The sequence below is a fragment of the Streptomyces sp. NPDC026062 genome (genome assembly GCF_055568375.1).
Map to the genome: position 1 here is coordinate 18,874 of NZ_JBVHOQ010000006.1, position 22,281 is coordinate 41,154.

Sequence of the window (22,281 nt, forward strand, 5' to 3'; positions counted from 1 at the left end):
GGCCCGGGCGTCATCGTTTCCGCTCGCCTGTGAGACTCTCCCGATCATGTGACGCACTCCCCGGCACTTGGCCACGGCGCAGATCGTTACCATGCGGGGACGCAGCGACGGACAACGAGTGACGCAGCTGACGACGACGAGGGACGGATACGCGTGGCCGAGGCGGCAGACATTCAGGGGATGAGTCCTCCTCCTGCCCGCCGGTGGCTGCGGCGCACCGCCGCGGCGCTCGCCGGGGCTCCACTCGTCGCCGCCCTGCTGGCCGGGGTGGCCGCCCCGCAGGCGCAGGCCGACCCGACGAGCAAGGCTCCGACGGGGTCCACCGTCTCGGTGTCCCTGGACACCGTGACGCCGAGTGCCCCTGTGAAGGGGGACACGCTCACCATCGCCGGCACCTTGACCAACAAGGGCAAGAGAGCTGTCACCGAGGCGCAGGTCGATCTGCGCGTGAGCCCGCGTCTCTACGGCCGGACGTCGGTCGACGCGGCAGCGCAGCGCACCGAATTTGTCCCGGGGGTGGATCCATATCCGCTGGGAGGCAAATACACGGTCAAGTTCGACAAGCTGTCATCGGGCGTCAGCCAGGACTTCACTCTCTCCGTGCCCGTCAGCAAGCTGGGCCTGGACGACGAGGGGGTCTACCAGCTGGGCGTCTCGTTGTCGGGCCGGACAGCCAGCGCACCGTACGACCACGTGCTCGGGATCAAGCGGACCTTCCTGCCCTGGCAGAACAAGGACAGTGACACCAAGACCGGGATCAGCTACCTCTGGCCGCTGATCGCGTCGGCGCATCTCACTGCGGAGACCGGTTCCGACGAGCAGCAGACCCCGGTGTTCGCCGACGACGACCTGGCCACCGAGATCGCGCCGGGCGGCCGTCTCGAACGGATGGTGTCGCTCGGCAGTCAGCTGCCCGTTACCTGGGTCGTCGACCCGGATCTGCTCTCCAGTGTCGACGCCATGACCAAGAGCTACCGCGTCAAGTCGGGTGACACCACGGTTGCCGGTACGAACCAGGCCGTGGCCAAGAAGTGGCTCAGTTCCCTGGAAGCGGCAGTGTCCGACGGCAAGGTCGTCGCACTGCCCTTTGGGGACCCCGATCTGGCATCCATCGCGCATCGCGGCAAAAACGTGTCGGGCACGCTCAGCCATCTCCAGAAGGCGAGCGAGGTTGCCGGGGTGACCGTGGAGACCATCCTGCACCTGAAGCCGTCGACCGACTTCGCCTGGCCCGTCGACGGTGCTGTCGATCCGTCGATCGTGGATGTCGCCACTTCGGCCGGTGCCCACAATGTGATCGCCCGTAGCGACAGTCTCCAGGAGACCGCGGGCCTCCTGTACACGCCGACCGCTGCGCGGCCCATCGGCGGCGGGACCACCGCGGTGGTCTCCGACGCCCGGCTCTCCACAGCCTTCCAGGGGGACATGACGAAGGCGGCGGACTCCACTCTCGCCGTGCAGAAGTTCCTGGCCCTCACGCTCGCCCTGTCCGAGCAGGACACGGACGAGGACCGAAGCGTCGTCGTGGCGCCCCAGCGGATGCCGACCATCGCCCAGGCCCAGTCGATGGCCCGCGCGCTTCACGCCCTCGACGACGGGCGCTGGACTCAGTCCCAGACCCTGCTGCAGGCCTCGGCGGCGAAACCCGACGCTGAGGCGACCACCACGGTCCCCCGGGCATCCCAGTACCCGAAGAAGCTGCGCAGCCAGGAGCTGCCCACCCAGGCCTTCCAGGACATCAAGTCCACCCAGGCCTCTCTCGACAACTTCCAGGTCATCCTCACCCAGCCCGAGCGGGTGGTGACCCCCTTCGGCAACGCGATCAACCGCTCCATGTCGACGTCGTGGCGGGGCAAGCCTCTGGAGGCCCAGCAGTACCGGGACTCGGTACGCACCTACCTCCAGGGCCTCACCAACGAGGTCCAGCTCATCTCGAAGTCGGATGTCACCCTGTCCGGCCGCAGCGCCACGATTCCCGTGACGGTGCAGAACAGGCTGCTCCAGGACGTCAAGCACTTGGTGCTCCGGTTGAAGTCGGAGAATGCGACGCGTCTTGAGCTGAACGACGGCGGCGCAGTTGCGGAGCAGCCGATCCAGGTCGGCGCCGGCCACAGCCAGTCCGTGAAATTCGACGCTGCGGCCAACATCAACGGTCAGGTACAGATGACCGCCCAGCTCTACACGGAGGACGGCCGGCCGTACGGCGAGGAGATGGCGTTCACCGTGAAGGTGTCCGAGCTCACTCCGACCGTGCTGCTCGTGATCGCCGGAGGGCTCCTGCTCCTGGTTCTCGCCGGCATCCGGATGTATGCACATCGCAAGCGCGCCAACACAGGCGGCGCGGCGGGCGACGACGGCAGTCAACCCGAGCAGCCGAGTGACCCGACGCCGGACACCGGTCCCGAAAGCACGAAGCCGCCTGGCACGGGTGAGAAAGTGGACCGTTGAGCGATGTCTGTCGTGGCCGGTCGGCCGGGGACGATGAGGTGGGGTTTCGATGAACGCGCCGTACGACGGTGACCGCGGTCAGGGTACGGGCGGAGCTGGGTCATCCGGCGGGCCACCGGTGCCGCCCGGGCCGGAGCAGATGCCCCCGCCCGCCGACCCCTACCTGCAGACGGCCTACGGCTACGACCCCTACCGGTCCCAGGATCTCTCCGCCCAGGACCCGGTGGGGGAGGCGCTGTACGACCGCGCCGCGCATCCGCCGCCACCCCCCGGCTACTACCAGCAGCCGCAGCCGCTCTACCAGCAGCCGCCGGCCGCCCAGTACCCCCCCGACCCCCGGATCTGGGCGCAGACCCCGCCCCCCGAGCCGGACGGCCCGTCGCGCCACCTTCCGTACGGGGACGATGCCGCCACAACCCAGTTCGTGGGCGTGGACGATCTCGTCACCCAGGCGTCGGTGAACCGCGAGGAGCCGGACGCGTTCGCCCATCTCTTCCGGGATCAGGAGGGTCCTGCCGGGTCCCCGGGCCCGGAACGGCCCGAGCCGACTCCGGCTCCTGCCCCGCAGCCGGCGAAGTCCGGTGGTGGCAGGGCGTCCGGTCTGCTGAAGTCCAGCGCTGTCATGGCCGCCGGAACTCTCGTCTCACGGCTCACCGGCTTCATCCGCAGCCTTGTGATCACTGCCGCGCTCGGTGCCGCTTTCCTCGGCGACAGCTTCACCATCGCGTACACCCTGCCGACAATGATCTACATCCTCACGGTAGGCGGCGGCCTCAACTCGGTCTTCGTCCCCCAGCTCGTCCGCTCGATGAAGGACGACGAGGACGGCGGGGAGGCCTACGCCAACCGGCTGCTCACCCTTGTGATGGTTGCGCTCGGGCTGATCGTCGCCGTAGCGGTCTTTGCGGCACCCCTGCTCATCCGCCTGATGTCCTCGACGATCGCCGCCGACCCGGCGGCCAACAACGTGGCCACCACGTTCGCCCGCTACTGCCTGCCCACCATCTTCTTCATGGGCGTGCACGTCGTCATGGGGCAGATCCTCAACGCCCGCGGGAAGTTCGGCGCGATGATGTGGACCCCGGTCCTCAACAACATCGTCATGATCGTCACGTTCGGCCTGTTCATCTGGGTATACGGCACTTCGCACGAGTCCCAGATGGGCGTCACGACGATTCCGCCGGAGGGCATCCGCCTGCTGGGCATCGGCACCCTGCTCGGCCTGGTCGTCCAGGCTCTGGCCATGATCCCGTATCTGCGCGAGGCCGGATTCCGTTTCCGCCCGCGCTTCGACTGGAAGGGCCACGGCCTCGGCAAGACGGTCAAGCTGGCCAAGTGGACGGTTCTGTTCGTCCTCGCCAACCAGGCCGGCGTGCTGGTCGTCACCCAGCTCGCGACCTCCGCAGGCAAGGAATCCGGCCAGAACGGTGCGGGATTCCTTGCCTACTCCAACGCACAGCTGATCTGGGGCATGCCGCAGGCGATCATCACCGTCTCGGTCATGGCCGCACTGCTGCCGCGCATCTCCCGTGCTGCCCACGACAACGACCCGGGTGCGGTGCGTGACGACATCTCTCAGGGCCTGCGCAACTCGGCGGTGGCCATCGTGCCTGTCGCCTTCACGTTCCTCGCTCTGGGTGTTCCGATGTGCACCCTGCTCTATGCCTCCAGTGGCCCCGAGGCCGCCCGCTCCATGGGCTTCATCCTGATGGCCTTCGGCCTCGGCCTGATCCCCTACTCCGTCCAGTACGTGGTGCTGCGAGGGTTCTACGCGTACGAGGACACCCGTACGCCCTTCTACAACACGGTCATCGTCGCCTTGGTCAACGCGGCCGCCTCGGCTGTCTGCTACGTCGTGCTTCCCGCTCAGTGGGCTGTGGTCGGCATGGCCGCCTCGTACGGGCTCGCTTACGCCGTCGGGGTCGGTATCGCCTGGCGGCGGCTGCGCAACCGACTGGGCGGTGATCTGGACGGTGCCCACGTGCTGCGCACCTATGCCCGGCTGTGTCTCGCCGCGGTTCCGGCAGCTGTGGTCGGTGGCAGTGTGGGATTCGCCCTTCTCAAGGGCCTGGGCGACGGCGCAGGAGGCTCACTCATCGCGCTGGTCTGCGGTGGGGCAGTTCTGCTGGGCGTCTTCTTCGTCGCGGCAAAACGCATGCGGATCGAGGAGATCAACGGCATGGTCGGCATGGTCCGAGGACGGCTCGGCCGCTGAGGATCACCGGCACGCACAACCATCGCCGGACTCCGCGTGTCGTGCATAGCGCCGGAGTGTGGGCACAATTGGCGTGACTGTGCGGGGCTGGCTGGCATCGCCCAACGGATGGGGAGGCAGGAACGACGGTGGCGGAACGTAGCACGGCTGCTGTCGACGTGGCCGACAACAGTGGCGACGAGCCGCTGGCCGCGAAGGCGGACGAGGCCACGAGCGACGGTACGGCAGAAGCGCAGGAATCAACGGGCAAAGGCCCCAAGGACACGGACAACGAGCCGAGCGGCTCCGAATCCGCTGTGCCGACCCCTGATCTGCACAGCGGGCACAAACTTGCCGGGCGCTACCGGCTCGAGGAGTGCGTCACCCGTCTGGACGGGTTCAGCAGCTGGCGTGCTGTCGACGAGAAACTGCGCCGCGCGGTGGGCGTACACCTCCTGCCCGCAGACCACCCGCGAGCCCGCTCCGTGCTGGCCGCGGCCCGTTCGTCCGCCCTTCTCGGTGATCCCCGCTTCGTGCAGGTCCTCGACGCCGTGGAGGAGAACGATCTCGTCTACGTCGTCCACGAGTGGCTTCCGGACGCCACCGAGCTGACCGCCCTCCTGGGCGCGGGGCCGATGGACGCTCACGACGCCTACCAGCTTGTCAGCCAGCTCTCCCAGGCCATGGCTGCCGCACACCGCGAGGGGCTGGCCCATCTGAGGCTCACGCCCGGAGCGGTGCTGCGCAGTTCATCCGGCCAGTACCGCATCCGTGGCCTCGCGGTGAACGCCGCGCTGCGAGGTATCACCTCCGACGGACCCCAACGCGCCGATACCGAGGCGATCGGTGCGCTTCTGTATGCCGCGCTCACCCAGCGCTGGCCTTACGAGAGCGACGCTTACGGCCTCACCGGCCTTCCCAAGGGTGTGGGGCTGATCGCGCCCGACCAGGTGCGAGCCGGAGTGCACCGCGGTCTCTCCGAGATCGCCATGCGGGCGCTCGCCAATGACGGAGCCACGGCCTCCCGCCAGGAACAGCCGTGCACCACCCCGGACGAGCTTGCCAAGGCCGTTGCGGCGATGCCGCGCATCCGCCCGCCCGAGCCCACCTTCACCGCGCCGCCCGAGTATCAGCGGACCACGTACCAGCAGGGCACCTACGGTCGCCCGGCCGGCCCCGGCGCCGGTGTCACCCAGCCGGTCGTGGCGCCTCCCGCCCCGCTTCAGAGCCGCACCGGAAAGGCGCTCAAGTGGGCGGTCTCCGCGTTGCTCATCGCCGCGCTGGGTCTCGGCAGCTGGCAGCTCGCCGAGACGCTGCTCGACCGTGACAGCAGCTCCGACACCCCGGGAACCACCCAGACCAACCCGAAGAACAACGACGCGCCGAAGCCTCGGCCCGCTGTGCCCCTGAAGATCGCCAATGCCGCGGAGTTCATGCCTGGCGGCTCAGGCATCAGCCAGGATGAGGCACCGAACACCGTCGACGGGCAACCAGGCACTTCATGGATCACCCCGCGCTACGAGGGCTACCCGAACTTCGGCAATCTCGCACCCCGTAAGGACGGCAGCGGGATCGTCGTCGACCTCGGGAGCGTCCAGAACGTCTCCGGCATCGACATCACCATGTACAGCAGTGGGCAGAAGACCGAGGTGCTGGCGGCGGACGAAAACGCCTCCGCGCCCTCGTCCCTCGCAGACTTCCCGCAACACCTCACCCAGCTCGGCACGGTGGGAAGCAGCCTCAAGGAAACCCTCGCCAAGCCCGTTCGCACGCGGTACATCCTGATCCACATCACGGAGCTCCCGCCGAACACCACCGGCAGTGGATACCGCGGAGGAATCTCGGAGATCTCTGTTCTCGGCTGATCGCCCCTCCCCCTGCCTCCTGAACCGTGATAGACAGACGGACCTTGATTCAAAGAGGGAGGGAGGGGGAGGTGGCCGCCGAGCCGTCCGGAACACTCAGCGACTCAGACCTCCTCGCTCGCCACGTCGCCGGCGAACCTGACGCCTTCGGTGAGCTCGTACGCCGCCATCGCGACCGGTTGTGGGCCGTAGCGCTGCGGACCCTGGGCGATCGCGAAGAGGCGGCTGATGCCGTACAGGACGCTCTGATCTCCGCGTTCCGCGCCGCACACACCTTCCGCGGCCAGTCCGCCGTCACCACCTGGCTGCATCGCATCACCGTCAACGCCTGCCTCGACCGGGTCCGTAAAGCGTCCTCCCGGAAGACCGCATCCGTCGACGACCCCGAGCGATTCGACCAACTGCTGGAGCCGCACGAGTCCGCCGCGGAGCCGGCCGAGCGTCAGGATCTCCACCGCGAGCTTCTCGCTGCCCTGGCCACCCTTCCCACTGAACAACGCGCTGCCCTTGTCCTCGTCGACATGCAGGGCTACCCGGTGGCCGAGGCGGCCCGTGTCCTCGACGTGCCGGTCGGTACCGTCAAGAGCCGCTGCGCCCGGGGACGCGCCAGACTGGCCCCTCAGCTCACTCACCTCCGCAGCGGGAGCGGCAGCGAAGACGGACGGCAGACGGAAGGGAACCGGACGCCGAGAGCATCCGTCCCACCGCCGGCAGAACCAAGAGACGCAAACACGGGCGATCAGGCGGCAGTGAAGGGCGGAGGCGGACGCGCATGACATCGACGACCGACATGGCCCAACACCCGGACGTCTCCGAGATCTCCGACCTCACCGAGGGCCTGCTCTCCTCCTCCCGAACGGCTGACATCCAGCGCCACATAGCCGACTGCGAGCTCTGCGCCGCCGTCCATGACTCGCTGGAGGAGATCCGCAGTCTGCTTGGCGCTCTGCCCGCCCCGGAGCCCATGCCTTCCGAGATCGCAGATCGCATCGATGCCGCTCTCGCTGAGGAGGCCCGATCCGCCGGAGCCGTGTCGGAGGCGACAGATGTTTCACGTGAAACCGCATCTGCCGGAACTTCCCCGGGGCTCACAGACCGCCCAGCCGGACACCCACGTGCTGGAACGGGCCCCGGCCGTCGCCCTAAGCGGCGGCATCGGCGTACTGCGGTGCTCAGTACTGCTCTTGGAGCCGCCCTGGTAGGCGTAACTATCTTCCTGTTGCAGAATGTCCAGCTGTCCCAGAGCAGCGACGACAGCAGTGCTATGGGAGGATCCGCCCTTTCGAAGCGCAGCTCGGACACGTTTTCTCAGAGCACTCTGGAGGACCGGGTCCGCAGCCTCATGGGTTCTCGCACGGATGCTGCCACCCCGCAGGAAGCCAGCGACGAGGTACGAGACCCCTCCTCCGACACAGAGTCGTCGGCATCCGATCCCTCCGGGTCCCCGTCAACCCAGGCTCCACTCCGTGCTCCGAGCGTGGAGGTCCCTTCCTGTGTGGAGCAGGGCATCGGCCGGGGCAGCGTCGCCCTGGCCGTGCAGCGAGGCACCTACCGGGGCGCCGATGCTTTCCTCGTCGTGCTGCCGCACCCCACGGACACAAACAGGGTCCAGGCCTACGTCGTCGACGCGGCGTGTGTCGGGGCCGAGCCCGCGGCCAAGGGGAAGCTCCTGCTGACGCGCGCCTACGCACGCCCCTGAGAATCCCGCCGGATGGCGCCCTGGCACGTCGGGAATGCATCCCCCGTAGGATCCGTTGGGTGGGGTGAGAGTCGTTGAACCGACCCCAGTAGGCGTGGACAGTAGGCAGTCTGCAGAGACGAGGAAGAAACCCGTGAGCGACGTGCGTAATGTGATCATCATCGGCTCCGGCCCCGCGGGCTACACAGCCGCCCTGTACACGGCCCGCGCCTCGCTGAAGCCGCTGGTGTTCGAGGGCGCCGTCACCGCCGGTGGCGCGCTGATGAACACCACCGACGTGGAGAACTTCCCCGGTTTCCAGGACGGGATCATGGGCCCGGACCTCATGGACAACATGCGCGCCCAGGCCGAACGCTTCGGCGCAGAGCTCATCCCGGACGACGTGATCTCCGTGGACCTCACCGGCGACATCAAGACGGTCACCGACACCGCCGGCACAGTTCACCGCGCCAAGGCCGTCATCGTCACGACCGGCTCGCAGCACCGCAAGCTCGGTCTGCCCAACGAGGACGCACTCTCCGGACGCGGCGTCTCCTGGTGTGCGACCTGCGACGGCTTCTTCTTCAAGGACCAGGACATCGCCGTGGTCGGCGGCGGCGACACCGCCATGGAAGAGGCCACATTCCTCTCCCGCTTCGCCAAGTCGGTCACCATCGTCCACCGCCGCGACTCACTGCGCGCCTCCAAGACGATGCAGGACCGCGCATTCGCCGACCCGAAGATCAAGTTCGCCTGGGACAGCGAGGTCGCCGGTGTGCAGGGCGAGCAGAAGCTCTCCGCTCTGACCTTGCGCAACACCAAGACCGGTGAGACGTCCGAGCTTCCCGTGACCGGCTTGTTCATCGCCGTCGGCCACGACCCGCGCACAGAGCTTTTCAAGGGCCAGCTCGACCTCGACGACGAGGGCTACCTGAAGGTCGCCGCCCCCTCGACGCGCACCAACCTCGCCGGTGTCTTCGGTGCCGGCGACGTCGTCGACCACACCTACCGGCAGGCCATCACCGCTGCCGGCACCGGCTGCTCCGCTGCTCTCGACGCCGAGCGCTTCCTGGCCGCGCTCGCCGACGACGAGACGGCCGCCGCAGCCACCGTCTGATCCACGTCTCACCCCACACCCCGCGAAGTTAAGGAGGCCGCCGTGGCCGGCGCCCTGAAGAACGTGACCGACGACTCTTTCGACGAGGTCGTCCTGAAGAGCGACAAGCCCGTGCTGGTGGACTTCTGGGCTGCCTGGTGCGGCCCGTGCCGTCAGATCGCGCCCTCTCTAGAGGCCATCGCGGCCGAGCACGGCGAGATCGAGATCGTCAAGCTCAACATTGACGAGAACCCGGCCACCGCTGCGAAGTACGGCGTCATGTCCATTCCGACGCTGAACGTCTACCAGGGTGGCGAGGTCGCCAAGACCATCGTCGGTGCCAAGCCGAAGGCCGCGATCCTTCGCGACCTCGAAGGCTTCATCACCGAATAGGGCAGGACGGCAGCTCCTCGTTTCACGTGAAACATGAAGCGTGAAGCGTGAAGCGTGAGAGGTGAACGCGAAACGGGCCCATCCCTGAGGGATGGGCCCGTTTCGCGTTCCTGACCACGCAGTGCTCACAGCGGCCGCAGCGCCGGTTCCTTCTGCACGACGCCCAGGAGTCGGTCCAGAGCCATCTCGACGTCTTCCTTCCACGAAAGCGTCGTACGCAGCTCCAGCCTCAGCCGCGGGTGCACCGGGTGGGGCCGCACGGTCTTGAATCCCACCGCCAGAAGGTGATCCGCCGGCAACAGACAGGCAGGTTCCTTCCACCGGGCATCCCCGAACGCCTCGATTGCCTTGAATCCTCGGCGAAGCAAGTCCTTGGCCACCGTCTGCACCATGACTCGGCCCAGTCCTTGGCCTTGATAGCCCGGGAGGATCAGGGCAGTCATCAACTGGACCGCGTCGGGGGAGACAGGACTCGTCGGAAAGGCCGTTGCTCTCGGCACATAGGCGGGCGGCGCGTAAAGGACGAAGCCCACAGGCACATCATCCACATAGACCACGCGGCCACAGGAACCCCACTCAAGCAGAACAGCGGAGATCCAGGCCTCCTTCTCCTCCTCGGCCCTCCCGCCCTTGACCGCGGCGGCACCACGCACAGGATCGAGCTCCCAGAACACACAGGCACGACAGCTCCGGGGGAGATCAGACAGGTTGTCCAGCGTGAGCGGTGCGAGCCGACGCCCCATGAAGGTCGTTCCTCATTTCCCTCACCCGCCCCCTCGCGCGACGGTTGGTGCACTCCGTTCACGGAGGTGGATCAATGGATGTGCTCTACCAGAGCGCATCGTATCCACCAAGAGATCAAGCCGACACCGTGAGAAAGCAAAGGGCGGACCGTCTTCTGCAGAGAGCAAAAGGCGGGCTGCCTTCCGTCACCATCGGAAGGCAGCCCGCCCCTCACCGCTCAAACGTCAGCCCTTGTCGTCCTCGGCCGTCTCGTCCGAAGACGCTGCCCCGTCCGAAGAAGCAGTCTCGTCCGTGGAGGCCGCCTCATCCGAAGCCGCACGGTCCAGAACACGACCTTCGCCCGGCGCCAGGCTGCCGAGGATGCGGTCCAGATCTTCCATCGAGGCGAACTCGACGACGATCTTGCCCTTCTTCTGACCGAGATCGACCTTCACCCTGGTCTCGAAACGGTCGGACAGCCGGGACGCCAGGTCAGTCAGCGCCGGCGAAAGCCGGCCGCCTGCCCGAGGCCCCTTGGGCTTTGCGGAGCTCGTGGGCCTGGAGCTCATGAGCGTGACGATCTCCTCGACCGCACGCACCGAAAGCCCCTCGGCCACAATGCGATGGGCCAGCTTGTCCTGCTCCTCGGAGTCATTCACCGAGAGCAGCGCCCGTGCATGCCCCGCCGACAGCACTCCGGCCGCGACCCTGCGCTGAACCCGTGGTGACAACCGCAGCAGGCGCAAGGTGTTGGAAACCTGCGGCCGTGAGCGACCGATCCGGTCGGCCAGCTGGTCGTGGGTGCACTTGAAGTCCTTGAGCAACTGGTCGTACGCAGCCGCCTCCTCCAAGGGGTTCAGCTGAGCCCGGTGAAGGTTCTCCAGGAGCGCGTCCAGGAGCAGCTTCTCGTCGTCTGTCGCCCGTACGATCGCTGGGATCTGCGTCAGACCGGCCTTACGGCAGGCCCTCCAGCGGCGCTCACCCATGATGAGCTCAAAGCGCCCCGGCCCCGTCTTCCGCGCAACGACAGGCTGAAGGAGACCGACCTCCTTGATGGAGGTGACCAGCTCGGCAAGAGCGTCCTCGTCGAACTCCTCGCGGGGCTGGCGGGGGTTCGGCACGATCGAGTCAATGGGCAGCTCAGCAAAATAGGCCCCGGCCACCTCGGCCGGCCCGCCGGTCCCCTCGGGCACCGAGACAGGTGCGCTCGGCTCCGGCACCACAGGGGAACCCGAACCAAGGGTGGTCACCTTCGCGACAGCCACGCCCCGCTCGGAGGTCAGCACCGGCGGCGTCCCGGGCAAGGACGTGCCCATACCGGCGGACGGTACCTGCTTCTCCTGCGGAGCGGCGGGGATCAGGGCACCGAGCCCTCGCCCCAAACCTCTACGACGCTCGCTCACTGGATCCCCTCCGAAGTGTTCTGCTGGCTGTTCAGACTGCCTGTGTGGGCATGCTGGGCCTCGTACTGGACCCCGACCCCGCGCAGCGCGATCTCGCGGGCTGCTTCGAGATATGACAGGGAACCGCTCGAACCCGGGTCGTAGGTCAGCACGGTCTGCCCGTAGCTCGGCGCCTCGGAGATCCGTACCGAGCGAGGGATGCTGGTCCGCAGCACCTCCTTGCCGAAGTGGCTGCGCACCTCCTCCGCAACCTGTGACGCAAGCCTGGTCCGGCCGTCGTACATGGTGAGCAGGATCGTCGACACATGGAGATCGGGGTTGAGGTGCCCCCGCACCAGGTCGACGTTTCGCAGCAGCTGACCCAGCCCCTCCAGCGCGTAGTACTCGCATTGGATCGGGATGAGCACCTCCGCACCGGCCACCAGGGCATTGACCGTCAGCAGGCCGAGCGAAGGCGGGCAGTCGATCAGGATGTAATCAAGCGGCTGCTCGTACGCCTGAATCGCCCGCTGAAGTCGACTCTCCCGCGCCACCAGCGACACCAGCTCGATCTCCGCACCGGCGAGATCGATGGTGGCTGGGGCGCAGAAGAGACCTTCGACGTCCGGGACGGGCTGAACCACGTCGGAGAGCGGTTTGCTCTCTACCAGGACGTCATAGATCGAGGGAACTTCGGCATGGTGGTCGATACCCAGAGCCGTGGAGGCGTTCCCCTGCGGGTCAAGGTCGACCACCAGAACGCGTGCACCGTGCAGTGCAAGCGACGCGGCAAGGTTGACCGTCGAGGTGGTCTTACCCACCCCGCCCTTCTGATTGGCCACCACCATGACTCGCGTCTGGTCAGGGCGCGGCAGGCCTTCGCCGGCACGCCCGAGGGCCTCCACCGCCAGCTGGGCCGCACGACCGATAGGTGTGTCATCCATCGGCGGCGGTGTTTCACGTGAAACACCGTCCCCCGCCGATTCGGTTCGGGGACCGGGGACCGGATCGGTCATCGGTCCCGCGATGTTGGCGTCGGACCGCAAGGATTCACTCTCCTCGACTTCAGGCTCGTAATGAGCAGAGCCTGCCATGGTTTCGGGGTCGTGAACCAGCGAGGCCCGCTCTTCTGTGGATGAATCCACTTCTGTGGACAACTCCGTAGCCCTAACGGGCCTGCGATGGCGAGGGGTGGCAGCCGCACGACCGCGGCCGATGATTCCATGCAGCAGAGAGCGACGTTTCACGTGAAACACGATGCCCCTGCAGCGTAGCTACAGGGGCACGACACTCCGCGCGGGGTACGCACAGCTCCTTGACCGACACAGGACCGATATCGGAACTAAACGTTAGGTAACGGTCAGATACTTAGCGTCATTACACCGCTCAGCGACGACGCCGTGTCCGGCTGACCCTCGCGGCCTTGGCTCGCTTCGCGGCGAACCTCACACCACCAGGGCTCTCGCCCACCACCACACGCACCACGGTGGACATCGGATCAACGAAGCCTTCCCCCACGTGAAGCACCTCGGTCTCCACTACCCCGAGCTTGCTGAGGGCCGCTCGCGCGCCGTTGATCTCCTCCTCGGCGGTATCCCCCTTGAGGGCCAGCATCTCCCCGTACGGGCGAAGCAGGGGCACCCCCCAGCCTGCCAGGCGATCCAGGGGTGCCACCGCCCGCGCCGTCACCACATGCACCGGCTGGAGCGTGCCCAGAACCTCCTCAGCCCGGCCTCGGACGACCGTCACATGGTCCAGGCCCAGAAGCTCGACGACCTCCTGAAGAAAGTTCGTCCGCCGCAGCAGCGGCTCAAGCAGGGTGATCTTCAGATCCGGCCGCACCAGCGCCAGCGGAATCCCGGGAAGGCCGGCACCCGAACCCACATCGCAGACCGTGACGCCGTCGGGAACGACCTCGGAGAGCACCGCGCAGTTCAGCAGATGCCTCTCCCACAGACGCGGGACCTCGCGCGGACCGATCAGTCCTCGCTTGACCCCCGCGTCGGCCAGCAGTTCCGCGTACCGAACGGCCTCGGGAAAGCACTCGCCGAACACATCCCGGGCCGCATCGGGCGCCTGGGCAAGCTCTACTTCCTCCGTCACGGGAACCGTCCTTCCATACCGCATCACCGCACCATGGGTGGCTGACTATCAGGCTGACAAAGATCGGCCCCGCCTGCGAACAGACGGGGCCGACAAAAGAGGGTCCGGTCAGGCCGGAAGGACGACGACGAAGCGCTGCGGCTCCTCGCCCTCCGACTCACTGCGCAGACCTGCGGCCGCAACCGCGTCATGCACGACCTTGCGCTCGAACGGGGTCATCGGGTCCAGCTTCACCGGCTCACCGGTGCTCTTGACCTCGTCCGCGGCCTTGGCACCCAGCTCGGCGAGCTCCGTGCGCTTCTTGGCCCGGAAACCACCGATGTCCAGCATCAGACGGCTCCGGTCACCGGTTTCCCGGTGCACAGCCAGCCGCGTCAGCTCCTGAAGTGCCTCCAGCACCTCACCGTCGCGACCCACGAGCTTCTGCAGTTCACGTGCCGAATCGCTGATGATCGAGACCGCGGCCCGGTCCGCCTCGACGTCCATGTCGATGTCGCCGTCCAGGTCGGCGATGTCGAGCAGGCCCTCAAGGTAGTCCGCTGCGATCTCCCCTTCCTGCTCAAGACGGGTCAAGGTGTCGCTGCCCTCAGCGGCCGTGGAGGTGGTGCCTTCCGTCACGGATGGACTCCTTCTTACTTCTTGGACGGGTGCTTGGGCCGCTGCGGGCCCTTGCGCTGTCCGGACTTGGCTTGGCGTGAGGAGCCGGACGCGGGCTTGCCCGCCGGCTTGGACTTGTCGTCCTGCGGTGCGCTCTTCTGCAAGGAGGTCTTGGACTCGGAATCGCTGGAATCGGTGTCCTTGGCCCCCGTCGGGTGACCTGCGGCGGTTTGGCGCTTCGCCTTCGTCTGGCGCTTGGGCTGGTGACGCCGCTGTGCGGTACCGCCCTCGGCCTCGGCCACGGCGGTATCGCTCTTGGCCACCGTGCCGTCCTCCTGCGGGGCCAGACCGAGCTTGGCCAGTCCCGTGACGAACTTCCGCTCGATGTCATTGCGGTCAGGCCCCTTGGCCGTGATCCGCTTGACCGTGTTGCGCCTGGTCCGTCCCCGCACCTCACCATGCGCGGTGACGCTCTTCAGGAGACGGTTGAGGTACTGCTCCTGCGCCTTGCTGCCCGGGGTCGGGTTCTGGTTGATCACGTACATCTGCTGACCCATGGTCCAGACGTTCGTGGTCAGCCAGTAGACGAGGACACCGACGGGGAAGTTGATGCCCATGACGGCGAAGATCAGCGGGAAGATGTACATGAGCATCTTCTGCTGCTGCATGTACGGCGTCTTGACCGTCAGGTCGACGTTCTTCGTCATCAGCTGGCGCTGGGTGAAGAACTGCGAGGCCGACATCATCACGATCATGACCGCGGTGACGATCCGGACATCCACGAGCGAGGCGCCCAGTGCCTCGACCTTTTCGGCGCTGTCCATGAACTTGGCGGCGAGCGGCGCCCCGAAGATGTGCGCCTGACGCGCGCTGTCCAGCAGCGACTGGTCGATGACACCGATCTTCTTGTTCGACGCGATGGCCGAGAGCACGTGGTACAGGGCGAAGAAGAACGGCGACTGCGCCAGGATGGGAAGGCACGAGGACAACGGGTTGGTACCCGTCTCCTTGTACAGCTTCATCATCTCTTCGGACTGACGCTGCTTGTCGCTCTTGTAGCGCTCCTGGATCGCCTTCATCTTCGGCTGGAGCACCTGCATGTTCCGCGTCGACTTGATCTGCTTGACGAACAGCGGGATCAGACAGATACGGATCAGCACCACGAGGGACACGATGGAAAGACCCCAGGCCCACCCCGTGTCCGGGCCGAAGATCGCCCCGTACAACTTGTGGAACTGGACGATGACCCAGGAAACAGGCCATGTGATGAAGCTGAACAGACTGGCAATCGTGTCCACTAATCAGGCTCCTTGAGCATTGGGCGAAGTCTCTGCGGCCGAGCTCGGGAGGCCGGTGGCCGACTTCCCGGGAGGCACATCAGCGGCGGAGTCCCCGCCCTTGTCGCCGCGCATGGCACTACGCAGCAGTTCGTGCCAACGCGGACGTTTGCGTGGTGGAACGTGATCCACGCCGCCGGGTGACCACGGATTGCATCGCAGGATGCGCCAGGCTGTCAGCGCCGTTCCCTTGATCGCTCCGTGCCGGTCGATCGCCGTATATCCATAGTGGGAACACGACGGGTAATAACGGCAGACAGGACCGAGAAGTGGGCTGATCGTCCACTGGTAGATCTTGATGAGAGCCAGCAGCGGGTACTTCATCGCGCGCCCCCTCCCAGCAGCCGCTGAAGGGCGGCGTCCAGGTCTCGGGCCAGCTGTTCATGGTCGGCGTCACCCGAACCGGGCAACGCGCGTACGACAACCAGGCTACCGGGGGGCAGCAGGGGAAGCCGTTCTCGGACCAGATGGCGAAGCCTTCGCTTCACCGCTGTGCGGACGACCGCGCCACCCACTGCTTTGCTGACGACGAAACCCGCACGCGGCGGGGGAGCAGTCTCCCCAGTCACGTGCGGGTCCGTTACACCGCTGCGCAGATGGACGACGAGCAGAGGGCGGCCCGCCCTGCGTCCTCGTCGTACCGCGGCCGCGAAGTCCTCGCGCCGCCTCAGCCGATTCTCGGTAGGCAGCACGTCATGACGACCTGTACGCGATCAGGCGGACAGGCTGGCGCGGCCCTTGCCACGGCGGGACGCGAGAATCGCGCGGCCGGCACGGGTCCGCATACGCAGACGGAAGCCGTGGGTCTTCGCGCGACGACGGTTGTTCGGCTGGAAGGTGCGCTTGCTCACTCGGGGGCTCCAGTAATGATCGTGTATTGGCGGGACATCGCCTGGCTGTCACCGTGCGCCCACGAGAGACTCGCGTAAACGCCCTAGTTGCACCGCTTCACAATCACAGATCGTGATCTTTGCCCATCGGAGGCAGGCGGCAGCAGCCATCGACAACTCGACCTGGTCACGGTACGCGCGGCTACGCCATCCGGTCAAACCGACCCTGTCGGACCCCCCATTGTGCACAGCCTGTGGACAACGACTTGAACCGCACGGGTCGGCCCGCCTACCGTGGCTGAACCCCGGTTCTTTTTCTTCCCGCCTGCCGGTCCTCACCCATCCCGACCCATACGTCCCGAGAAACACACATTCGTGGGACCAGCGAGAGAGCGTGTCTTGTGGCTGACGTACCTGCCGATCTTGCCGCAGTGTGGCCACGAGTGCTGGAGCAACTCCTCGGGGAGGGCCAGCAGGGCATCGAGCCGAAGGACAAGCAGTGGATCGAGCGCTGTCAGCCGCTCGCCCTGGTTGCCGACACCGCGCTGCTCGCCGTCCCCAATGAATGGGGCAAGCGCGTCCTGGAGGGCCGGCTCGCCCCGCTCATCAGCGAGACACTGAGCCGCGAGTGCGGCCGGCCGATCCGGATCGCGATCACGGTCGACGACTCCGCCGGAGAACCGCCGAACCCGCCGGCGCCCCCGATGCACCAGTCCCCGCAGCCGCCGCAGCACCGCTACCAGGGTCCTCAGCACGATGAGCGTCAGCACAACGACGCCTACGACGGCTACGGTCACCGGCCCTCGGACGACGGCATGCCGACCGCCCGTCCCGCGTACCCCGACTACCAGCAGCAGCGCCCCGAACCGGGCGCATGGCCGCGCACCCAGGAAGACCTCTCCTGGCAGCAGCCCCGGCTCGGCGGGTTCCAGGACCGTGAGCCGTCGGCCGATCAGTGGCGCGAGCCGTACGGCGGCCGCCCCCAGCAGCAGCCTCAGCACGACTACCGTCCGCAGCATGCCGAGCGCCAGGGATACGAGACACAGCCTCCCGAGCGCCAGGGATACGAGACACAGTCCCCGGAGCGCCAGGGGTACGAGCCGCAGCGCCCCGAGCGCCACGACATGCAGGAACCCCAGCACCGGCAGGGCGCCGGTACCGGACGGCCCGGCGGCGGCACCGGCCCGATGGGCGCGCAGCCCGCGCCGGCGCCCGGCCCCGGCGAACCGCATGCGCGGCTGAACCCGAAGTACCTCTTCGACACCTTCGTCATCGGGGCGTCCAACCGGTTCGCGCACGCCGCAGCCGTTGCCGTGGCCGAAGCGCCCGCGAAGGCGTACAACCCTCTCTTCATCTACGGGGAGTCGGGGCTCGGCAAGACCCACCTGCTGCATGCCATCGGGCACTACGCCCGCAGCCTCTATCCGGGCACCCGGGTGCGGTACGTGAGCTCGGAGGAGTTCACCAACGAGTTCATCAACTCGATCCGCGACGGCAAGGGCGACACCTTCCGCAAGCGGTACCGCGATGTCGACATCCTGCTGGTCGACGACATCCAGTTCCTGGCGAGCAAGGAGTCGACGCAGGAGGAGTTCTTCCACACCTTCAATACGCTCCACAACGCCAACAAGCAGATCGTGCTGTCCTCGGACCGCCCGCCCAAGCAGCTGGTGACCCTGGAGGACCGGCTGCGGAATCGTTTCGAGTGGGGTCTGACCACCGATGTACAGCCTCCGGAGCTGGAGACGCGCATCGCGATCCTGCGCAAGAAGGCGGTGCAGGAGCAGCTCAACGCCCCGCCCGAGGTGCTTGAGTTCATCGCCTCCCGTATCTCCCGCAACATCCGTGAGCTGGAGGGCGCTCTCATCCGGGTGACGGCCTTCGCCAGCCTCAACCGTCAGCCGGTGGACCTCGGGCTGACCGAGATCGTGCTGAAGGACCTGATCCCGGGCGGCGAGGACTCGGCTCCGGAGATCACGGCGTCGGCCATCATGGCGGCGACCGCCGACTACTTCGGCCTGACCGTGGAGGATCTCTGCGGATCGTCCCGCAGCCGTGTGCTGGTGACGGCACGCCAGATCGCCATGTATCTGTGCCGTGAACTGACGGACCTGTCACTGCCCAAGATCGGTGCGCAGTTCGGTGGCCGTGACCATACGACGGTGATGCATGCCGACCGCAAGATCCGTGCGCTTATGGCGGAACGCCGCTCCATCTACAACCAGGTCACCGAACTCACCAACCGCATCAAGAACGGCTGACGAGCTCTCCCGCACCGTCTTCCGCACACGCCGCGGCGGGGCACCGTCGAGAAGGGCGCTCAGCGGACTCCCGAAGAGTCCGCTGAGCGCCCTTCCGCGTTCCAGCAGGCCCGTCGAAGAGGCGGATCACGAGGTCGCCAGGAGGCCGGCGACGAGGCGGACGGGAGGGCGGCTCGGCCGCCGGCCGTGCGTCGCCATGCGACGCCGCGCTTCGCCCGGCGTCGCTGAGAGCCGCCTCCAAAGGGGCGCGGAAGGTTCCACGAGCGGCCCGATCGACGGTTCCTGACCGTTCCTCAGGCCATCGAGCAGGCCCGCTGACCGGCCGCGCTGTTCGAATACCTGCCGCGGAAGGGCTGTTCTCCACAGATCTGGGGAGAATTTTCCCTCCACAGCCTGGGGATCCAAAAGTTGTCCATACTGCTTCCACAGGCGCGACAGCCGATACTCCATCAGGCCAGCTCAGAGGCCTGGGGATTTGTGGTCAACAATGATCCACAGCCTGTGGACAAGTTTTTCGTCCACAGGGGCCTGTCGAGGTTGTCCACTGTCGGTACACAGGCCGGCGATCGTTTTCCCCAGGAAGGACGGGCTTCTCCACACCGCTGTCCACTGTTCGGCAACGCAACACCCGCCTTCACCGCGCCGAGTGAAAGGCGTCACACCAAGAGGGCCGGTTGGGCTGTGGGGAACGTGGGTAAAACTGGGGACAGCCCTGGGGAGAAACCCCCCTGCCCTGTGTACCGGGTGTGCACAACTTTCGGGTGTCCACAGAAACCCCGGGTTGTCCACCGGTTCCACCCACAGGACCAGTGGACAAAAAAGTGGGCCTGACCTGCGAAAACGACGTTATCCACCGTTTCCACAGGCCCTACTACTACTGCCACCTATAGTTAGCCCGGAATCCGCTTCGAAGTGGGGGCTGTGCACAACTCGGCGCCGGAGCTCACCGAGCCTCTTGTCTCGACTTGACCCCGAGCAGCACCGAGTGTCGGTGCCGTACGTCAGACTGGTCCCCGGCCTCCTCCCCCGGCATCGGTGGAGCGGCCCGACCAGACGACGAAGGCCAGCAGGGCGAGCGAGCAACAGCAGGAGGCGGTTCCGGTGAAGATCCGGGTGGAGCGCGATGTACTCGCGGAGGCTGTGGCCTGGGTGGCCCGTAGCCTCCCGGCCCGTCCGCCGGCGCCCGTTCTTGCGGGCCTTCTGCTGAAGGCTGAGGACGGAGCCCTCAGCTTCTCGAGCTTCGACTACGAGGTCTCGGCCCGGGTCTCGGTGGACGCCGAGATCGAGGAGGACGGCACGGTGCTCGTCTCCGGGCGCCTGCTCGCCGACATCTGCCGCGCCCTGCCCAACCGGCCGGTGGAGATTTCCACAGACGGTGTACGGGCGACCGTGGCCTGCGGTTCCTCGCGGTTCACACTCCACACCCTTCCTGTGGAGGAGTACCCCGCCCTGCCCCAGATGCCGACCGCGACCGGCACCGTGCCCGGTGAGGTCTTCGCCTCGGCAGCCGCCCAGGTCGCCATCGCGGCGGGCCGCGACGACACGTTGCCCGTGCTCACCGGTGTGCGCATCGAGATCGAGGGCGACACCGTCACCCTCGCCTCCACCGACCGCTACCGCTTCGCGGTCCGCGAGTTCCTCTGGAAGCCGGAGAACGCCGACGCCTCCGCCGTCGCGCTGGTCCCCGCCAAGACGCTGCTGGACACCGCCAAGGCGCTGACCAGCGGGGACACGGTGACGCTGGCGCTCTCGGGCTCCGGTGCCGGTGAAGGCCTCATCGGCTTCGAGGGCGCGGGCCGGCGTACGACCACCCGACTGCTCGAAGGCGATCTGCCGAAGTACCGCACGCTCTTCCCCACCGAGTTCAACTCGGTCGCGGTCATCGAGACAGCCCCCTTCGTCGAGGCCGTCAAGCGCGTGGCGCTGGTGGCCGAGCGGAACACCCCGGTGCGGCTCAGCTTCGAGCAGGGCGTCCTGATCCTGGAAGCGGGTTCCAGTGACGACGCACAGGCTGTGGAGCGCGTCGACTCGGTGCTGGAGGGCGACGACATCTCGATCGCCTTCAACCCGACCTTCCTGCTCGACGGCCTGAGCGCCATCGACTCCCCGGTCGCCCAGCTCTCCTTCACGACGTCCACCAAGCCCGCGCTGCTCAGCGGCCGGCCGGCCGTGGACGCCGAGGCGGACGACGCGTACAAGTACCTGATCATGCCGGTCCGCCTCTCCGGCTGACCCGGTCACCGGTCCTGCCGCCGCCAAAATCGCGGCAGGACCCGACGGGCATGTTCAGCGCCGAGCATGCCCGGCGTCCTGTCCCCCGGCGGGCGTAGGCTCGTTCCTGGGTACGAATCGGCACAACGCTTAAGGAATCTCTGATGGAGCTCGGTCTCGTCGGCCTCGGCAAGATGGGCGGCAACATGCGCGAGCGCATCCGCCGCGCCGGCCACACCGTCATCGGTTACGACCGCAACCCGGACGTCGCCGATGTCCACAGCCTCGAAGAGCTTGTGGGCAAGCTCAAGGGTCCCCGCGTCGTGTGGGTGATGGTCCCGGCCGGTGCCGCGACCCAGTCCACGATCGACGAGCTGGCCGAGCTGCTCTCCCCCGGCGACATCGTCGTGGACGGCGGGAACTCGCGCTGGACCGATGACGAGAAGCACGCTGTCGAGCTGGGGATCAAGGGCATCGGCTTCGTCGACTGCGGAGTCTCCGGCGGCGTCTGGGGCCTGGAGAACGGCTACGCGCTGATGTACGGCGGCGACGCCGAGCACGTCGCGAAGGTCCAGCCGGTCTTCGACGCCCTGAAGCCCGAGGGCAAGTTCGGTTCCGTCCACGCGGGCAAGGTCGGCGCCGGCCACTTCGCGAAGATGGTCCACAACGGCATCGAGTACGCCATGATGCAGGCCTACGCCGAGGGCTGGGAGCTCCTGGAGAAGGTCGACTCCGTCACCGATGTGCGCGAGGTCTTCCGCTCGTGGCAGGAGGGCACGGTCATCCGTTCCTGGCTGCTCGACCTGGCGGTCAACGCGCTGGACGACGACGAGCACCTCGACCAGCTCAGGGGCTTCGCCGCCGACTCCGGTGAGGGCCGCTGGACCGTGGAGGCGGCCATCGACAACGCCGTGCCGCTGCCGGCGATCACGGCGTCGCTCTTCGCGCGCTTCGCCTCGCGCCAGGACGACTCCCCGCAGATGAAGATGATCGCCGCGCTGCGCAACCAGTTCGGCGGCCACGCGGTCGAGAACAAGAAGTAACCGTCGAGAACACGCGGTAGCGGTCGAGAACGACCCACAGCGGTCGGTAACGACAAGAAGCAGCGGTCGGGAACACGCTGTAACCACAACGAGGTGCGGGCCGGACCGGACGGTCCGTCC

Annotated in this window: 19 protein-coding genes; 10 read left to right on the forward strand and 9 right to left on the reverse strand. The window is 67.1% G+C overall.

Features of this window, described 5'->3' with window-relative positions:
- Window positions 1-153 precede the first annotated feature (153 nt).
- The 7 genes from ACZ4LX_RS07040 (at window position 154) to trxA (ending at window position 9,674) form a co-directional block, all read left to right on the forward strand.
- On the forward strand, window positions 154-2,448 hold the full coding sequence (locus tag ACZ4LX_RS07040; RefSeq protein ID WP_467640496.1) for a DUF6049 family protein: 2,295 nt from the start codon (window positions 154-156) through the stop codon (window positions 2,446-2,448).
- Between the two features lie 49 nt (window positions 2,449-2,497).
- Window positions 2,498-4,663 (forward strand): murein biosynthesis integral membrane protein MurJ, encoded by a 2,166-nt coding sequence (gene murJ, locus ACZ4LX_RS07045; RefSeq protein WP_467640493.1) that lies wholly within the window; start codon window positions 2,498-2,500, stop codon window positions 4,661-4,663.
- Between the two features lie 128 nt (window positions 4,664-4,791).
- A complete protein-coding gene (locus tag ACZ4LX_RS07050) occupies window positions 4,792-6,507 on the forward strand; it encodes a protein kinase family protein (protein ID WP_467640490.1) in 1,716 nt (571 codons plus the stop codon).
- 71 nt (window positions 6,508-6,578) lie between these two features.
- The gene (sigM, locus tag ACZ4LX_RS07055; RefSeq protein ID WP_467640487.1) at window positions 6,579-7,283 is read left to right on the forward strand and encodes an RNA polymerase sigma factor SigM; all 705 of its coding nucleotides are present in this window, start codon (window positions 6,579-6,581) and stop codon (window positions 7,281-7,283) included.
- 701 nt (window positions 7,284-7,984) lie between these two features.
- Window positions 7,985-8,206 (forward strand): hypothetical protein, encoded by a 222-nt coding sequence (locus ACZ4LX_RS07060; protein ID WP_467640484.1) that lies wholly within the window; start codon window positions 7,985-7,987, stop codon window positions 8,204-8,206.
- 133 nt (window positions 8,207-8,339) lie between these two features.
- On the forward strand, window positions 8,340-9,302 hold the full coding sequence (trxB, locus tag ACZ4LX_RS07065; RefSeq protein ID WP_467640481.1) for a thioredoxin-disulfide reductase: 963 nt from the start codon (window positions 8,340-8,342) through the stop codon (window positions 9,300-9,302).
- 42 nt (window positions 9,303-9,344) lie between these two features.
- Window positions 9,345-9,674, forward strand: coding sequence for a thioredoxin (gene trxA / locus ACZ4LX_RS07070; protein ID WP_219569130.1), 330 nt, complete (start codon window positions 9,345-9,347; stop codon window positions 9,672-9,674).
- A gap of 125 nt (window positions 9,675-9,799) precedes the next feature.
- On the opposite strand, the gene ACZ4LX_RS07075 is transcribed toward trxA, so the two are convergent.
- The 9 genes from ACZ4LX_RS07075 to rpmH form a co-directional block, all read right to left on the reverse strand.
- Entirely contained in the window at window positions 9,800-10,417 is a 618-nt protein-coding gene (locus tag ACZ4LX_RS07075) for a GNAT family N-acetyltransferase (protein ID WP_467640478.1), read from the reverse strand.
- Window positions 10,418-10,642: 225 nt separating this feature from the next.
- Window positions 10,643-11,800 (reverse strand): ParB/RepB/Spo0J family partition protein, encoded by a 1,158-nt coding sequence (locus ACZ4LX_RS07080; protein WP_467640476.1) that lies wholly within the window; start codon window positions 11,798-11,800, stop codon window positions 10,643-10,645.
- A complete protein-coding gene (locus tag ACZ4LX_RS07085) occupies window positions 11,797-12,873 on the reverse strand; it encodes a ParA family protein (RefSeq protein WP_467640581.1) in 1,077 nt (358 codons plus the stop codon). Before ACZ4LX_RS07085 ends, ACZ4LX_RS07080 begins: the two co-directional genes overlap by 4 nt.
- Before the next feature lie 292 nt (window positions 12,874-13,165).
- Window positions 13,166-13,906, reverse strand: a complete 741-nt coding sequence (gene rsmG / locus ACZ4LX_RS07090; protein ID WP_467640473.1) for a 16S rRNA (guanine(527)-N(7))-methyltransferase RsmG — start codon at window positions 13,904-13,906, stop codon at window positions 13,166-13,168.
- Between the two features lie 84 nt (window positions 13,907-13,990).
- Complete coding sequence (locus ACZ4LX_RS07095) at window positions 13,991-14,500, reverse strand: Jag family protein (protein WP_362540011.1); 510 nt, start codon at window positions 14,498-14,500, stop codon at window positions 13,991-13,993.
- A 14-nt stretch (window positions 14,501-14,514) separates the two neighbouring features.
- On the reverse strand, window positions 14,515-15,777 hold the full coding sequence (gene yidC, locus ACZ4LX_RS07100; RefSeq protein ID WP_467640470.1) for a membrane protein insertase YidC: 1,263 nt from the start codon (window positions 15,775-15,777) through the stop codon (window positions 14,515-14,517).
- 3 nt (window positions 15,778-15,780) lie between these two features.
- Window positions 15,781-16,140 carry a membrane protein insertion efficiency factor YidD gene (gene yidD, locus ACZ4LX_RS07105; protein ID WP_467640467.1) on the reverse strand — a complete coding sequence of 120 codons (360 nt, stop codon included), beginning with the start codon at window positions 16,138-16,140 and terminating at the stop codon, window positions 15,781-15,783.
- Window positions 16,137-16,508, reverse strand: a complete 372-nt coding sequence (rnpA, locus tag ACZ4LX_RS07110; protein WP_467640464.1) for a ribonuclease P protein component — start codon at window positions 16,506-16,508, stop codon at window positions 16,137-16,139. The genes yidD and rnpA overlap by 4 nt, the downstream gene beginning before the upstream one ends.
- A 21-nt stretch (window positions 16,509-16,529) precedes the next feature.
- Window positions 16,530-16,667, reverse strand: coding sequence for a 50S ribosomal protein L34 (rpmH, locus tag ACZ4LX_RS07115; protein WP_010985740.1), 138 nt, complete (start codon window positions 16,665-16,667; stop codon window positions 16,530-16,532).
- A 380-nt stretch (window positions 16,668-17,047) separates the two neighbouring features.
- On the opposite strand from rpmH, the gene dnaA reads away from it, so the two are divergent.
- The 3 genes from dnaA (at window position 17,048) to gnd (ending at window position 22,161) form a co-directional block, all read left to right on the forward strand.
- Complete coding sequence (dnaA, locus tag ACZ4LX_RS07120) at window positions 17,048-18,907, forward strand: chromosomal replication initiator protein DnaA (RefSeq protein ID WP_467640461.1); 1,860 nt, start codon at window positions 17,048-17,050, stop codon at window positions 18,905-18,907.
- A 1,101-nt stretch (window positions 18,908-20,008) separates the two neighbouring features.
- Window positions 20,009-21,139, forward strand: a complete 1,131-nt coding sequence (gene dnaN, locus ACZ4LX_RS07125; protein ID WP_148022051.1) for a DNA polymerase III subunit beta — start codon at window positions 20,009-20,011, stop codon at window positions 21,137-21,139.
- Between the two features lie 143 nt (window positions 21,140-21,282).
- On the forward strand, window positions 21,283-22,161 hold the full coding sequence (gnd, locus tag ACZ4LX_RS07130; RefSeq protein WP_363066938.1) for a phosphogluconate dehydrogenase (NAD(+)-dependent, decarboxylating): 879 nt from the start codon (window positions 21,283-21,285) through the stop codon (window positions 22,159-22,161).
- Window positions 22,162-22,281: the final 120 nt, after the last annotated feature.

What these genes read in the sequence shown, in the direction of transcription:
- murJ (WP_467640493.1), top strand. Translation starts at nt 2,498, where the DNA reads ATGAACGCGCCGTACGACGGTGACCGCGGTCAGGGTACGGGCGGAGCT.
- ACZ4LX_RS07075 (WP_467640478.1), bottom strand. Translation starts at nt 10,417, where the DNA reads ATGGGGCGTCGGCTCGCACCGCTCACGCTGGACAACCTGTCTGATCTC.
- ACZ4LX_RS07085 (WP_467640581.1), bottom strand. Translation starts at nt 12,873, where the DNA reads ATGGCAGGCTCTGCTCATTACGAGCCTGAAGTCGAGGAGAGTGAATCC.
- rsmG (WP_467640473.1), bottom strand. Translation starts at nt 13,906, where the DNA reads ATGCGGTATGGAAGGACGGTTCCCGTGACGGAGGAAGTAGAGCTTGCC.
- yidD (WP_467640467.1), bottom strand. Translation starts at nt 16,140, where the DNA reads ATGAAGTACCCGCTGCTGGCTCTCATCAAGATCTACCAGTGGACGATC.
- gnd (WP_363066938.1), top strand. Translation starts at nt 21,283, where the DNA reads ATGGAGCTCGGTCTCGTCGGCCTCGGCAAGATGGGCGGCAACATGCGC.